The organism is Vampirovibrio chlorellavorus (assembly GCF_003149375.1).
Taxonomy (GTDB): Bacteria; Cyanobacteriota; Vampirovibrionia; order Vampirovibrionales; family Vampirovibrionaceae; genus Vampirovibrio; species Vampirovibrio chlorellavorus_B.
The window spans coordinates 1-13,666 of record NZ_QFWH01000008.1; the positions used below are offsets into that span (position 1 = coordinate 1).

The following is a 13,666-nucleotide window of genomic DNA, read 5'->3' on the forward strand; positions in this document are numbered from 1 at the left end:
TTTTGGAGATTTTGCCCAATGGCCAGAGCCCGGAATATCAAACCCCAGTTCTTTAAAAATGAATTTCTCGCTCAACTCAGCCCGCATGCTCGCCTTCTGTTTGTGGGCCTTTGGTGCATGGCCGATGTAAAAGGTCGCATGGAATATCGACCAGCTCGCATCCGTGCGGAATTATTCCCCTACGAATCTGTGGATATGGAAGCCCTTTTGGATGAGTTGGCCTCCTCCCCCGAGCGGTTCATCATTCGTTACGAAATCGACGGATCCCATTACCTGGAGATTCCCAATTTTTCAAAACACCAGAATCCCCATAAAAAAGAGAAAGACAGTGGAAGCTCAATTCCCGCCCCTAGAGCGGATTTTCAGAAAAGACCCGGAAATTCCGGGACAAGACCGGGAAATTCCGGGTCTGGTACTGTACCGGACCCGATCCAGCACCGTACTAGCCCAGCTGATTCCCTCTTACTGATTCCTGATTCCCTCACACTGAAACCTGAGGGTTCCGAACCTGACGGTTCGGGTGTGAGTGTGATCGGTTTGGAAAATGAAATAGACCCCAACCAAGCATTGGCTCAAGAGGGCATGCATTACCTGGCATCCCTAAACAGTCCCAATCATCAAAATATCGGGTGGATTCAGGGATTCTTGAAAATCCAGCTTCAAGAGCTGGCGCAAACCAAACCTGATATTCCGAAACCGGAAATCCTTCGGTTATGGCGAGACACTTGCGATCTTGCGGTGTCGAGAAACGCAACAGCCCCTCAGTGGCTCAAAACGACGTTTAAAAATAAATTAGATGCCTGGGTGGTCGAAGCTCCAAAAACGCATGCTCTCGATGATCTCAGCAGCCAATCAGCGGCCTTGTTAAAGTTCCCTTTCATCAAACATAAGTACACCCCCGAATGGTTCCGTTCAGAGGAACTGGAAATTCGCCCGGAATCCCCCAGCGGCTTGAGCCATAAAAAGACCTTTGATTATTATCCGCTTGCCCATCTGGAAGGTTGCCTGGAGGAACCCTCGAATGCATGATGTTGAGACAGAGCTTCAGCCGATTGAACGTCTTCCGCATTCAGTAGCGGTAGAGCAGGGCATTCTCTGTGGGCTATTGCAATATCCCGCTTTGTTTCCCCAAGTGGTTGGCCTGCTTCAGCCAGAACATTTTTACTCAAACGTTCATCAGGCAATCTTTCAGGCTATGCTGGATTGCTTTGAGCAGCAAGTTCCCCTTGAGCCCATCGCTTTAACGCAGGCTCTGGAGGTTTCCGGCGGCTTGGCCATGGCCGGAGGGTCAGCCTATCTCTATGATTTGTTGCTTGGCAGCAATCCCGATGTTCAGGTTCTGAACGACGCCAGCCTGAAGCACTGGACAAAGCTCTTGATTGATCTGGCCCGGCGGAGGGAAGTGATTCTGGCCTGTCAGGATATCGCAGACTCAGCCGCCCAACGGGATCAGTCCACCTATCTGGAAGAGGCGGAAAATTTGCTTTACCTAATATCGGAAACCTTCCCCACCGACACGATGGAGGCATTCGATCCCATTGAGGAGGCCATTCAGCAGCTTGAAGCGGAGACCAATAGCCCCAATGGGGTTACCGGCTTATCCACGGGGTTCCCCACACTGGATAATTCCACCCACGGATTTCAACCGTGGCAGTTGATCACCGTGTCCGCCCGGCCCGGTGGGGGTAAGTCCGCCTTTGCTTTGAACGTGGCTTGCCATGTGGTGCTTCAGGAGCGCAAGCCGGTGCTTTATATCAGCCTGGAAATGACCGCCAGCGAGTTAATGAAGCGGGCCATCAAGGCCAAGGCAGGCAATCCTAAAGACATGGACGCCTTGAAGATAGCGGCCATGGCCTGGAAGCCCTTCCAAAAGGATCTGATTATTGAGGATGCCGCCGGTCAAACCCTGGCGGCCATCCAGTCTAAAATCCTGAAAGCCAAAAAGCGGCGGCCTGATTTGGCCTTGGTAGTGGTGGATCATATTGGCTTAATTGCCTCAGAGCCGAATGGCAAGCAACAGAACCGGGCCTATGAGATTCAGGCCATCACCAGCCGTCTAAAGACCCTGGCCAAAACTATTCAGGTTCCCATTATCCAACTGGCCCAGATGAACCGGGCGGTGGATGCCCGGCAGGACAAAAAGCCGATGCTCTCAGATCTTCGGGACTCGGGTGGCATTGAAATGGACAGCGATATTGTGCTTTTCACCAATATTGAGCGCATGGAAGACCGGAAGCCCACTGGTGTGGCTTCTTTGACTATCGCCAAGCAGCGGGATGGCGTCCAGATGGAGATTCCCCTTCTGTTCGTGCCTCATTTGACAAGGTTTAGGGAAAAACTTATGCCATAAATAAGAAACAGATAGGTTAATTTAAGTTAATTAGGTTTGGGCGCAATCCATGTTGTAGGCCGGTTTTCATGGGGTTAAATAGCTCCAATAAAAGGAATTAACCCTTTGCCAAACTCATTTGTGTTCATAGTAGATATCGAAACATATAAGACTCACATCAAATATGGGTTTTGCGCCACCGGCAAATCAAAAAAACCAATTGAAAACTATAAAACCTTCATGGATGAAAAAATTCAATCGGAATATCACGATATTCTTGCAGACCTCTTAAACGTCGAAATTGGCGATCAAATATTTTTCTATATAACAAAAGAGGGTTTTAAGGATGTCTACGAAGTGACTGAAAAGCTCTTTTTTGACGCCACTGAAGTGGAAAATCTTCCGGCCAGTAGACCTTTTCGAATTCTGATCCGTCCAAAGTACCAATTTGAAAAAGCTGTACCTGAAGATAGTTTATTCCTCAGTGAAAAAAGACGCTCCAAGTTTTGGCTACTTTATTTCAATAAAGCTCGTGGTAAAGCCAGGGGATGCACCCCTCTTGATCCTGATGCAAGCCAAGAGCTATTGGAGTTGCTCATAAAGTACAATGCTTGCGAGTACAGTAGCGCTACCCAAGTTCCTGAACGCTATCCAGGCATCAAGAGAGAAATTAAGGAACTTAAGATTAAAACAAGGTTTGAGCAACCATTTTCTAGGGAAGATTCCTTGTTGGCAATGATATTGCGAGCTTATCAGACTAAAAGTGCCACATTTTCCAGCATTTTCGGAGGCTTTGACCGCTTGGAGTGGATGGGAAGTAAAATTCCTTATGACATTACAGGAAAAAATATCGATCTTTTGCTATATCACCGAGCAAAGACACCGGACGAACAGTTTAGTCCACGTTATAAATATTCAGTTGTTGAGCTTAAAAGAGAAACTGCCGACCTTGCCGCACTTTATCAAGTACTGAATTATAGTCAAGCAGTGGGAAACAACTTGGCGGAAGGAGATTTCCATTTAGTTCAGCCAGTTCTTATTGCCCATGATTTCACTGATGATGTTCTTAAAGCGGTGGAGCTTGGCTTCTCAAACCATAAAAAACCAATTCTTGTTTCATATCGATATGTCCAAGATGAAGGACTAACACTAGAAATTATTAATAAACATGATAATGACAGCCCAAGCCCAACAAAACCCATTAAGCGCAATAAGCGGGCTTCTCAATCCGAAACGCCTTATATTGAACCTCTGGTTGCAAAAGGAAAAATCGGCTAATCCCACCCCTTCATCGCCTCAATGACCTCCTGCTCTTTAGTCTGGCAATAGCTCATAGTCGTCTTGATGTCAGAATGCCCGCAAGCCCTCTGAAGCATTTGCAGCGGCCTGCCCTTGTTGGCATTGATGGTCACGAACGCCCGGCGAAGGGCGTGAGGGGAAACGGTGACACCTGCTAGCAATCCCAGTCTTTGTAATCTCTGGTACAGCCCGCTTCTGTCCATTGGCTTACCCTTGCGGTTCAAGAAGAGGGGCTGATGTTCCCCGCTTGGCACTTTGGCCTTATATTCTTTCAGGACTTCCAACAAGCGGGAGGAGATGCCCACCCTCCGGGTTTTATTTCCTTTTCCCAGCCTGACAATCAGCCAGCCGCCTTCCAAGTCAATATCACCCCAACGAAGGGAGCAGGATTCAGAAGCTCTCAAGCCAGTGTTTAACAATAAAAGCACTATGAGTCGCTCTTGTGTGGTTTCACAAACCTTCAAGAGGGCTGGAATGTCAGCATTATTGACAGCCGTTCGCTTGGGGGGAAGGTGCCTCTGTGGCTTCTGATGTTTCACTTCTTCTATAAAGCTGGGGGCTAGGGCATTTTCTCGAATCAGGAATTTAGCAAAAGAAATCAAAGCCTCATAAAGCCTTGCCTTCTTTGCGTACTGCTTGGGAGGAATCGCCATTAAGGCCATTTGCAGCGTTTTAGGAGAAACTTCACCGTACTTTTCAAGGAACTCATCTACTATGCGTTTGTAATTTTTTGAGGTGTTTGGGCTAAAGGGCTTACCAGTCATCAAGCCTGTTTCCATGGCCTTCACCCAGGCAAAGATAAAGAGGGCATGAGGCTTTCTATCCTGCCGAAGCGCTTCCTTTTCCTGCACCTTTCGAAGTTCTTTGTCTGCTTTCAGTTGATAAGAAAGCATTTCCAGAATTTTGGAGCTGATAAGCCAAGTGGTCTTCTTCCCGTAGGGTTTCGGGGTGGCTGGCAGCTTGCCCGTTTCACACCATCGGGCGATTGTCATTGGATTCTTACCAAGTTTTGAGGCCGCTTCCTTGACTGACAGAAAAAGTCCCACATTTTGCACTTTTGCATGTTGGACTTTTGTGGAAGTTGGGGGCGTTTTGCCTATCGTTTTATGAGATGCCTCATATTTTCCATTACCAGCCTCACAAACAAAAACAGCCCCAGAATCAAGTTCTGAAGCCGGTTTCAAGTTTTTAAAAGTGGCGCGCTCGGAGAGATTCGAACTCCCGACCTCATGGTTCGTAAACATGAATCTTCTTGATTTTCTCAATATACGAGGAATATACAGTCTGAATCTTCGAGAACATGAAGAATCATAGCTTGAAAAACCTCTAGGTAAAAGCCTCTTCTGTACGGGTTTTACAGCGGTTTTACAACGGTTTTACAACGGAGCTCAGCCACCAGAGCAACTTGTCAAAACGGAATTGCCCTGTTTCAAACCAGTTCATAAAATCCTGATAAGTCTTGGTATTATCACAATCAATATATTGACCGTTCATCCGCAAGAAGGTATCAGTCATAAAGAGAGCCACTCGCTTATTACCGTCAATGAAAGGGTGGTTGTTGGCCAAACTTTCCATTAAAGCGGCAGCCTCTTCAATTAATCCCTCATAGTAACCAAGCTGGGGTCTGAACAAAGCGGCTTCCAAGGCACCCATGTCCCGAACGCCCGGATGTCCACCAAACTCGGCAATCAGAAGCCGATGAATCGCAAGCGCCTCTTGCAGTGTTGGGAAGTTATGACTCATTGGGCAAGTAGCCGACCCAGTTCACTGTTTTTCCTCAAGCTGCTCTGAAAATGAGCCATCACCTGATTGCGGGGCTTATCCGATTTCTTGGTTTCTAGATAAAGCCGCATGGCATCTTCCATTACAGCTTGAAATTGTCGACCTTCCTGTTCAGCCAAAGCCTTTAGCTCAGCCAATAAAACAGGATCTGCCTGGGTGGAAAATTTTTGTCTTTGTGTAGCCATAACTTCAGTCTAGCTGATTTAAAATCGCATTTCAAGATTCATCTTGATGTTTCAAGCCAATTACATCCACTGCGCTTTTTCAGGGGTTCAAAACGCGCTGATAGCTGGATTTTTTTGGGAGAGTTCATGGCATAGGCCCATGCACTCAAAAAACAGGCGTTTTTCATATCAACCGCTATTCGCTGAAATTCTTATGGGATGAGTCTTTAATGGCGCGTCATCTTGAAAAGCATATCTACAACGGGTCAAAATACAAAAAACACCCGAAAAGGGGTGTTTTGAGAGGCTTTAAAAGTGGCGCGCTCGGAGAGATTCGAACTCCCGACCTCATGGTTCGTAGCCATGCACTCTATCCAACTGAGCTACGAGCGCACACGATAAAAGGTAGATTTATATATTGAAAGAAACACACCGGAAACGCAAGCCCCTCCCCTCACAATCTTTCACTTCCTGCCCGAAATCCCTGAAATCCGCCTGCACCCCCGCATGGCTTCCCCTCCCTCTGGATGAAACAATTCTTCAAAAAACGCTACAATAACAACAGGGCCCCCGTCCAAGCCCCGGAGCCACCCCACCCATGAGCGAATCCCTGATCCCCGACGATACCCTACAGGACACCCGCACCCGCATTCGGGAAATCTTGTACAGCACGGATCTCTACAAGTACAAGGGCCGGGTCTCCCGGCTGCAAGGCCTGACGGTGGAAGCCCAGCTTCCCAAACTGAAAATTGGCGACCTGTGCTTTATTGAAGGGGTGGATGGTGATGCCAAAGCCGCCGAAGTGGTAGCCTTCAAGGGGGATACCGCCCAAATGCTGCTGCTCTACGATGGGACGGGCATTTCTCAAGGGAGCTGGGTGACCACCACCAATGCCCCTATCACCGTACCGGTGGGTGATTTTCTGATGGGACGCCTGATTTCTCCCTTGGGGGAACCCATGGACGGCATGCCTATGGATACCAGCAAGGCCCAGTTCGTCAGCATTGAAGCCGCCCCTCCCGACCCCTTGCACCGTCCCATCATCAAAAACACCTTTTTTACCGGTGTGCGAGCCGTGGACAGCCTGTTGACCATGGGCGCCGGACAGCGCATGGGCCTCTTTGCCGGTTCCGGGGTGGGGAAATCCACCATGCTGGGCATGATTGCCCGGAACTCGGAAGCGGATGTCAACGTAGTCGCCCTCATCGGCGAGCGGGGCCGGGAGGTCAAGGAATTTATGGAAAATAGCCTGGGCGAAGAGGGTATGGCCCGTTCCGTGCTGGTCTGCGCCACCGGGGATCAACCGCCCCTGTTGCGGATGAAATGCCTGCAAACCGCCACCGCCGTGGCCGAATACTTCCGGGATCAGGGTAAAAAAGTCTTCCTGATGACCGATACGGTTACCCGTTGCGCCATGTCCGGTCGGGAAGTGGGTCTAGCCATCGGCGAGCCGCCCACCATGAAGGGCTATCCGCCCTCTATCTTCTCCTGGTTACAAAAAGTGCTGGAGCGCACCGGCATTACGGAAAAAGGTTCCATTACCGCCCTGTATACGGTTCTGATGGAAGGCGATGACATCAACGACCCGGTGGTGGACACCGTTCGGGGGATTATCGATGGGCACATCTTCCTCTCCCGGAAGATCGCCGCCCAGAACCGCTATCCGGCCATTGATATTCTGGGCAGCGTCAGCCGTCTGTTCACGGAAATCTGCGATGAGGAGCATATGCGGGCCGCCGGTAAAATGCGGGAACTGATGGCCGTCTATCAGGACGCCCGTGACCTGATTGACGTGGGCGCCTACGAGCATGGTTCCAACCCCAAGATCGACGTGGCCATCCGCATGATGCCGGAAATTGATAACTTCCTGCGTCAGCGCATCAACGATGACGTCAGCATGGAGTCCACCCTCAACCAGTTAAAGGGCATGATGGCCGACGTGCAAATTTAACCCCGACCTGCGTTGCTCTCCCTTAGCTGAGCGAGAGGGTCAGCCGGTTATAGTCATACAACAAGGCCAGCCCCTTCAGGGTCAAAGCCGGGTCCGTCTGCTGAAAACGATGCTCCAGTCCGCAAACCCGCAGCACCACTTCTGCCAGACCGCCGGTGGCCAGGGCTAAAAACTCCGTGGTATCCAGCGTTTCAATGGATTCCTTCAGCAACTCTTTGACCATGCCCCGGTAGCCGATGCCCAACCCTGCTTCCAGGCAGGCAATGGTGTTTTGGCCCATGCCAATCTCTTCAGCCCGCTTGCCCGTGATGTCCACCCATGGCAGCTTGGCCGTTTTCTCCGGCAGGCAGGCCGCAAAAGTATTCAAGCCCGGCGCAATGGCCCCGCCCCAGTACACGCCCTTCGCACTGACCAGATCAAACGTGGTGGCCGTCCCAAAATCCACAATGATTAAATCCGTGTCGGGATACAATAACCGGGCGCTGCAGGCATTCACCAGACGATCCATGCCCAATTGCCCCAACGGGTAGTGGCTAAAGTCCAGCGGCAGTTGAATGCGGGCCGGCGTCACGGCAAAAATACGGTGATCCGGCAGGTTATAGCAATACTGAATGGTCTTGCGGAAAACGGTCTCAATATCCGGCACCACGCTGGTGTAGGCCAGAGCGCCAAAATGCAGGCCGGTACGGGCCAGACTGTCACGCAGCATGGCGCTGAACTTTTCCGGATGCGTCCGGGTGCCGGTGGCCCGCCACTGTTCCGTTAGCTGTCCATCCCGAAAAATTCCAAACTTGATATCCGTATTGCCAATATCAACGGCCAGCAAATTCATAGTAGCGGCATGATAGTCCGAATTACTACCGTTGTCCAATCTCTCCCTTGCGGAAGGCCAGCTCGGCATGACGCTCCAGCGCGTTCAGTGATTTGAGTGTGTTGTTGCGGATTAACCCGGTGGAACCCGGCAGCGAAACGCCCGGATCAATGCTTAACTGATAGCTGAGCAAGGTGGCTTTACCGTTGTTCTGTGGCGTTAGTTTATAATTCGCCTGCAAAGACTTGAAGTCACCGGCAATGCGGGTCATGCTCAACTGTCGCTGGGCCTCGTTCTCCTGCGCCCGCACCCGGTATTTGTAAAGGGGCAGGAGGTTAGAAACCCGCATCCCCACATCCATTAAAGTGGTGGAACCACTGCGGCTCAGTACCCTGGTGCGTTCATAACCGGGCAAAATCTCGGAGACCCCCGGATAGTCGGTCAGCATATCCCAGACCAGCGCAGGAGGAGCCTGAATGAGTACCTGAGCCTTCACGGTTTTCAGGTTGCTGAACTTGGCCACGGGCGCCACGGATATCATGAGCATGTTTTCCGGCTCGGCCTGGGCCGGAATCAGGCTGGCCCCCAGGGCGATGCCAACTGTCAGACCCAGCAAAGCCAGCGGCTTGGTCTTGCTACAACCCTGTTGACCGAGTTTGCCGAATGGTCTCTTGTCCGGTACACGCACCCTAAAGCGCCTCTTTCTACTGCTGACACGTTCCTATTGTAGCAACCAAACGGCAGGAAGCCATCATTCTATTGGTTAATTGGGCTGTTGGCGAAAGGGGCCAGATTCATGAGGCCTGCTTAAACCGTTTGTAAGCTCAGGGTTTGCCAGCTTGGCAAGGTTAGCTTTTGCTCCACGGTGGTCAAAAAGTGAGTGGTCAGCCCGGTATCATCGCCCGGCAGTGCGAAAACCACTTCCAGCAGGGCGAAGGTATCAGGGCGTTCGGCTTTTAGCAGCACGAGTTTCCGGATATTGACCGCCTGACTTTTAAACAAGGCCAGTAACTCCTTGACCCAGAGTGGATCCAGTTCGCCGTAGCCTCTCAGACAATAGGTGGTGGCCTTTGTCACGATTTTGCGCCTACCCCGTTACTGGGCCAACTGCAACTTTTCGGTAAACCCGATTTCCTGAAGCATTTCGTAGCTACGCAAGCCCACCCGGCTTTTAGGCTGGGATTTTACCACTTCGGCCAGCTCTTTCACCGCCTTACCGTAGTCTTTATCGGCGATATAGACCCGGGCCATCTCCATCATGGTGCGATCCCGGAGTTGGGCGAACTGGAGGGCCAGTTCTTTTTCCAGTTCAGCCTGTCCTTTGGCGGAGGGAATCTGGTTCAGGGTTTTATACAGGCCGATATGGGCCTCGGTCAAATCGATCAACCACTGCCGGAGGGGAAGCAAACCGGTTTTGGCTTCGGCAAAGCGCTTGGCGTCGTTCAGTTGAATCAGGCGCTTCAGCTTGTTCTCGGCATCGGCAAAGCCCAGGGGGTTGGTGGGATCATCCAGTTTGGGATGGCTCAACACCGGTGGATTTTCACTGTCCACCTGCGGGGTTTCAATCTTGGCGTTGGTGAGAGGAGGCTGGGTCAACAACGGTTCGTGCATGGGCCCGGTCTGCATCATGGAGGGCCCGGAAAGGGTCGGCTGGGCGCCCGGAGGCTTTTGACCCTTGGGCTGGGGGCCCTGCACTTCTTCTTCCTCGTCCTCAGACGCTGATTGCTTGTTCTTCATCAGCTTGGTCAGCATTTTGGTCACCCCGTTCTCCTGAACGGGTTTGGGAGGCGGGAGCTGAGGCCCTACCTGCGCGGATGCCGAAACAACAGCTAACAAGCCCACCACACTGGCCAGAATAGCGACGGAACCGGCAACGGACAAGGAACGAGAACGATTGGGGAACAACATATGGGGCACTCTCCGGAATATCAGAACTGATGCTACTGACGGCTGTCCGCTCCGAGGATCAGGGTGTAATCTTCTCCCACGCTACAGGCGTTACTCTCAAATGTAGTGCCCACAGGCGCAAAGATCAAGCGAGCCTTCTCCAGGCGCGGGTCGGACTTGCGCACGGCATCGGTCAGGTTGTCCGTCACCCGGCTGGTATGCTCGATAATCTGGGTGCTGGTTCGACGCTGGCTATCTTTACAAACCACTTCAAACTGCTGACCCTCCAGCTTCTGAATCAACTGGGGCAGGCTGCTGGCCAGCGCCGGATCGTAGAAAATCCCCACCTTCAGGGGCTTACCGGTATCGGCGGAACCTCCAAACAGGGGCTGGGGATTGTCCAGAATCAGGCGATCCAGGATGAGTTGGGCCGGTTCCGGATCGATGACCCAGTAGCTCACGCGGGTGCCGCCGGGATGTCCGGGCAGGGTGGCCGTGCGCAGGCTGTTCATATTCAAGTCCTTGCCAAAAAAGGCCAGGGTCAGCAAGTCGTTGGGATTTAAATCCGTTTCCACATACTGACTGGCCAATTGCACCATGTTGGGGATTTTAAACACAATGCCCGGCTCCCGCAGCTTTTTGGACACCGCGGCGATAAATTGCTGTTGCCGTCGAATGCGTCCGATATCACCCAGCTGATCGTGCCGGAAGCGCAGGAACGCCTCGGCCTGCTTACCATCCAGATGGTGATTTCCCGGTTCAAAGTTGATAAACAGTTTGGCGGTGTTATCGGTGTAGTGCATAGGCTTTTCCACATACACGTCAATGCCGCCCAGGGCATCCACCAGGTCCCGAACGCCCCGCAGGTTGATGACAATAAAATTGTCTACCGGTATGCCGAAAGAATCCTGAACCGTTCGCACCGCTAAATCGGGCCCTCCCAGGGCGTGGGCGGCGTTAATTTTGTCAATGCCACGGTTGCCTGCCAGATAGACCTTGCTGTCCCGGGGAATGGAAACCAGAGACACCTGCTTTTTATCGGCGTTGATGCGGGCCAGCATCATGGTGTCGGTGCGGGTGCCTTCAAAGGCGCTTTCCCCATTCTCTCGCTGACCGCGGTTGGGTTCATCCACGCCCATCACCAAAATCACCTTTTGTCCGGGTGATCCGTGCCAGGAGAACACCGGCTCCTGAGATACCGGATTCCGCAACACCCAGGGAATACTAAACAGCTTGATGCCGGTAAAGATCAACGCGGCGCATATCACGCCCGAGGCAATGACCAGCCAAAGGAGGGGGATTTTAGAGCGCTTGCGCACCGGGGGTTTGCGAACCATCTTGGGCGGTGGCGTTTGAACAGAGGTCACGTTGTTTACCTTTACTGCGTTGCTGGGCGTTGTGTCTTGCTCGTTCATCTTGGCTGGGCATACCAAATGCGGATGGGGTTCTCAATGACAGTGGTGTCTGGGGGGCTTATCGGGAGCGGTTTGACCGGGGCCGTGCGAGAACTGTAATTTGTTCCAGTCAACACAGGTATTCACCTTACAAATTGTAATCTCAGTCCACAATGTCGGCAAGAAGACAGCCAAATGAAAACCGGCCCAACCCGGAAATTGCCTGCGACATAGGCTCCGCTTTAGCGGGTCGAGCTTGAGCCGCCAAATTTTACCCGCCAATTTTTATCCAGGAGGCTAGTCGGTTTGTCCAACTGTGCAATTTCCCCCGAGTCGACTTTTGGCCACAATCAGCACCACAGCACCCAAAAACCGTGAGTGTTTAGAACCAGCCGTCCCGGCACGGGTACAGGCCCATTGGCTGGTTTTTTGGGGGCGATGACAGGGCGTACCTGACCAGCAACGCCTGACAATGGACAATCCGACAGCACGTCCATACGCAAAGGGGAATGATATGCAGTTTTTGCAATCCAAAATTCTAGACGCCTACCAGCCGGGCAGTCTGGCCTGGCAGCTGCGACAAAAACGCTTTGAGCTGTTTCGGCAATGGCTTCAGCAGTTCCCCCGCCCCCTCAAAATTCTGGATGTGGGGGGCACCCCGGCGTTTTGGGAGAGCATGGGCTTTGAGAATCAGGGACAAATTCACATCACCCTGCTGAACGTGGAAGCCTATCCGGTCAACAATGCCCGCTTTAAGGGGCTTGGCTTTACCAGTCTGGCCGGGGACGCCACCGATCTGTCCCGCTTTGCCGACAAGAGCTTTGATGTGGTTTTTTCCAATTCGGTGATCGAGCATGTGGGAAACGACCTGCGGCAGTGGCAAATGGCCCGGGAAATCTGCCGGGTGGGCAAGGCCTACTTTGTGCAAACGCCCAATTTGTACTTTCCCATTGAGGCCCATTTTTACTTCCCCTTTTTTCAGTTTTTGCCCATCCCCCTCCGGGCCTGGCTGCTGTATTACTTTGACCTGACCGGTGGGGGGCTGAAACGGACCCTGCTAGCCTGGCAGCACCGCCTGAGCTTTCGCCGCTTTCATCGCCGACAGGAGGAATCCTGGGAGCGCTGTGTGCAGCGGGTGCAATCCGTGCGACTGATGGGGGCGGCCAAATTTCGCAATTTATTTCCCAATGGCACCCTGCATGCGGAAAAATTCCTGGGGCTGAGCAAGTCCTTTATCCTGTACAACCCTCCGCTCAAAGCCCCTCAAGCCAGCAACCGGGTGATTTACCTGCCCTCGGCCTCCCGGGCCGGGGTGTAGATTTCCGCCCACATGCGGATTAGCTCAAACACCAGATCCTGATGCTTTTGGCCGCTTTGGGCGTCTTTCAGGTGCATGACCCGGCGAAGGTCAAACTTCAGGGGATCCCCGTGCGCCCCTTCCACAACCAGATGCAGCTTTACCAGATCCAGCTTGATCACTCGGGCCTGATCCCAGTAGGCCTCCTGTGCGTCTTGGCTGGTGTAGTAAAAACTGACCCGATGTGGAAATTTTCGAGCGGCAAAGGCAGGCCAGTCCGGATGATCCTGAATGGTTCCACTGGTGCGCAAGGCGGCCAGCAATTCTTCAAACCCCATGATTGAACCTCCACATGCCTCAAGCATTTATTAACCGTCTTTTAAAATACACCGAACGGAACCGAATAAAAGGCTTGCTCAATATGCTAAACCCCAAAACCCTATCAACAAGAAAGCCTGTTAAAAACCAGTCCTGTTTGAGCGGCTTTGCCAGACACCGGATTAGGCACAGCCCCCCCGATCCCGCTAATGCGCCTCCCACCAGCCATCCCCATAGACTTCCGTCACCCGATCCACCCGCCGGTTGGCCTCGGTGCGCTCGGCCACGGCCTGAGCAACCAGGGTGCGCACATCCACCATAATATCGGCCACCACGGCATCGTGGGTAATATGGTTTTGTAGCTTCTGATACAGGTGATGCAAGCGATCTCGACTGGTTCCCGTTGAAGATGAGCGCATCGGGTGACCCTCTCT

At 52.2% G+C, this 13,666-nt stretch carries 14 protein-coding genes, 1 tRNA gene and 1 pseudogene; 5 read left to right on the forward strand and 11 right to left on the reverse strand.

What is annotated here, in order from left to right; genetic code table 11:
- The 3 genes and pseudogenes from DF283_RS10555 to DF283_RS10565 all read left to right on the forward strand — a co-directional run.
- Nucleotides 1–1,029: pseudogene (locus tag DF283_RS10555) on the forward strand (hypothetical protein); the annotation flags it as partial.
- Nucleotides 1,022–2,350 (forward strand): replicative DNA helicase, encoded by a 1,329-nt coding sequence (locus tag DF283_RS10560; RefSeq protein ID WP_303674831.1) that lies wholly within the window; start codon nt 1,022–1,024, stop codon nt 2,348–2,350. The pseudogene DF283_RS10555 and the gene DF283_RS10560, both read left to right, overlap by 8 nt.
- 105 nt (nt 2,351–2,455) lie before the next feature.
- Nucleotides 2,456–3,607 carry a PDDEXK family nuclease gene (locus DF283_RS10565; RefSeq protein WP_303674833.1) on the forward strand — a complete coding sequence of 384 codons (1,152 nt, stop codon included), beginning with the start codon at nt 2,456–2,458 and terminating at the stop codon, nt 3,605–3,607.
- On the opposite strand, the gene DF283_RS10570 is transcribed toward DF283_RS10565, so the two are convergent.
- The 4 genes from DF283_RS10570 to DF283_RS10585 all read right to left on the reverse strand — a co-directional run bounded on the left by DF283_RS10570 (nt 3,604) and on the right by DF283_RS10585 (nt 5,967).
- Complete coding sequence (locus DF283_RS10570; RefSeq protein ID WP_303674835.1) at nt 3,604–4,872, reverse strand: tyrosine-type recombinase/integrase; 1,269 nt, start codon at nt 4,870–4,872, stop codon at nt 3,604–3,606. The two genes, DF283_RS10565 and DF283_RS10570, sit on opposite strands and share 4 nt — an antisense overlap.
- Before the next feature lie 121 nt (nt 4,873–4,993).
- Nucleotides 4,994–5,371 (reverse strand): type II toxin-antitoxin system death-on-curing family toxin, encoded by a 378-nt coding sequence (locus DF283_RS10575; RefSeq protein WP_303674836.1) that lies wholly within the window; start codon nt 5,369–5,371, stop codon nt 4,994–4,996.
- On the reverse strand, nt 5,368–5,595 hold the full coding sequence (locus tag DF283_RS10580; protein WP_303674837.1) for a hypothetical protein: 228 nt from the start codon (nt 5,593–5,595) through the stop codon (nt 5,368–5,370). The genes DF283_RS10575 and DF283_RS10580 overlap by 4 nt, the downstream gene beginning before the upstream one ends.
- 295 nt (nt 5,596–5,890) lie before the next feature.
- A tRNA-Arg gene (locus DF283_RS10585) sits at nt 5,891–5,967 on the reverse strand.
- 205 nt (nt 5,968–6,172) lie between these two features.
- Here DF283_RS10585 and DF283_RS10590 point away from each other — a divergent pair.
- Nucleotides 6,173–7,525 (forward strand): FliI/YscN family ATPase, encoded by a 1,353-nt coding sequence (locus DF283_RS10590; RefSeq protein ID WP_303674838.1) that lies wholly within the window; start codon nt 6,173–6,175, stop codon nt 7,523–7,525.
- A gap of 22 nt (nt 7,526–7,547) precedes the next feature.
- Here the strand turns inward: DF283_RS10590 and DF283_RS10595 are convergent, their stop codons facing one another.
- From DF283_RS10595 to DF283_RS10615, 5 genes are all read right to left on the reverse strand, one after another.
- Nucleotides 7,548–8,396 (reverse strand): type III pantothenate kinase, encoded by an 849-nt coding sequence (locus tag DF283_RS10595; protein ID WP_303674840.1) that lies wholly within the window; start codon nt 8,394–8,396, stop codon nt 7,548–7,550.
- Nucleotides 8,383–9,024, reverse strand: coding sequence for an SRPBCC family protein (locus tag DF283_RS10600; RefSeq protein ID WP_303674841.1), 642 nt, complete (start codon nt 9,022–9,024; stop codon nt 8,383–8,385). The genes DF283_RS10595 and DF283_RS10600 overlap by 14 nt, the downstream gene beginning before the upstream one ends.
- Nucleotides 9,025–9,143: 119 nt before the next feature.
- The gene (locus DF283_RS10605) at nt 9,144–9,413 is read right to left on the reverse strand and encodes a hypothetical protein (protein ID WP_303674842.1); all 270 of its coding nucleotides are present in this window, start codon (nt 9,411–9,413) and stop codon (nt 9,144–9,146) included.
- Between the two features lie 18 nt (nt 9,414–9,431).
- Nucleotides 9,432–10,244 carry a hypothetical protein gene (locus tag DF283_RS10610; protein ID WP_303674843.1) on the reverse strand — a complete coding sequence of 271 codons (813 nt, stop codon included), beginning with the start codon at nt 10,242–10,244 and terminating at the stop codon, nt 9,432–9,434.
- Nucleotides 10,245–10,276: 32 nt separating this feature from the next.
- Nucleotides 10,277–11,590, reverse strand: coding sequence for an LCP family protein (locus tag DF283_RS10615; RefSeq protein ID WP_303674844.1), 1,314 nt, complete (start codon nt 11,588–11,590; stop codon nt 10,277–10,279).
- A 541-nt stretch (nt 11,591–12,131) separates the two neighbouring features.
- Between DF283_RS10615 and DF283_RS10620 the strand changes: the two genes are divergently transcribed.
- The gene (locus DF283_RS10620; protein WP_303674845.1) at nt 12,132–12,935 is read left to right on the forward strand and encodes a class I SAM-dependent methyltransferase; all 804 of its coding nucleotides are present in this window, start codon (nt 12,132–12,134) and stop codon (nt 12,933–12,935) included.
- On the opposite strand, the gene DF283_RS10625 is transcribed toward DF283_RS10620, so the two are convergent.
- Nucleotides 12,902–13,252, reverse strand: a complete 351-nt coding sequence (locus DF283_RS10625; RefSeq protein WP_303674847.1) for a hypothetical protein — start codon at nt 13,250–13,252, stop codon at nt 12,902–12,904. The genes DF283_RS10620 and DF283_RS10625 overlap by 34 nt on opposite strands.
- A gap of 186 nt (nt 13,253–13,438) precedes the next feature.
- Entirely contained in the window at nt 13,439–13,651 is a 213-nt protein-coding gene (locus DF283_RS10630) for a hypothetical protein (RefSeq protein ID WP_303674848.1), read from the reverse strand.
- Nucleotides 13,652–13,666 lie beyond the last annotated feature (15 nt).

Bases quoted from the DNA above. Each gene is read 5' to 3' on its own strand.
- DF283_RS10575 (WP_303674836.1), bottom strand. From the start codon at position 5,371: ATGAGTCATAACTTCCCAACACTGCAAGAGGCGCTTGCGATTCATCGG.
- DF283_RS10610 (WP_303674843.1), bottom strand. From the start codon at position 10,244: ATGTTGTTCCCCAATCGTTCTCGTTCCTTGTCCGTTGCCGGTTCCGTC.
- DF283_RS10620 (WP_303674845.1), top strand. From the start codon at position 12,132: ATGCAGTTTTTGCAATCCAAAATTCTAGACGCCTACCAGCCGGGCAGT.
- DF283_RS10560 (WP_303674831.1), top strand. From the start codon at position 1,022: ATGCATGATGTTGAGACAGAGCTTCAGCCGATTGAACGTCTTCCGCAT.
- DF283_RS10630 (WP_303674848.1), bottom strand. From the start codon at position 13,651: ATGCGCTCATCTTCAACGGGAACCAGTCGAGATCGCTTGCATCACCTG.
- DF283_RS10625 (WP_303674847.1), bottom strand. From the start codon at position 13,252: ATGGGGTTTGAAGAATTGCTGGCCGCCTTGCGCACCAGTGGAACCATT.
- DF283_RS10570 (WP_303674835.1), bottom strand. From the start codon at position 4,872: ATGTTTACGAACCATGAGGTCGGGAGTTCGAATCTCTCCGAGCGCGCC.
- DF283_RS10580 (WP_303674837.1), bottom strand. From the start codon at position 5,595: ATGGCTACACAAAGACAAAAATTTTCCACCCAGGCAGATCCTGTTTTA.
- DF283_RS10590 (WP_303674838.1), top strand. From the start codon at position 6,173: ATGAGCGAATCCCTGATCCCCGACGATACCCTACAGGACACCCGCACC.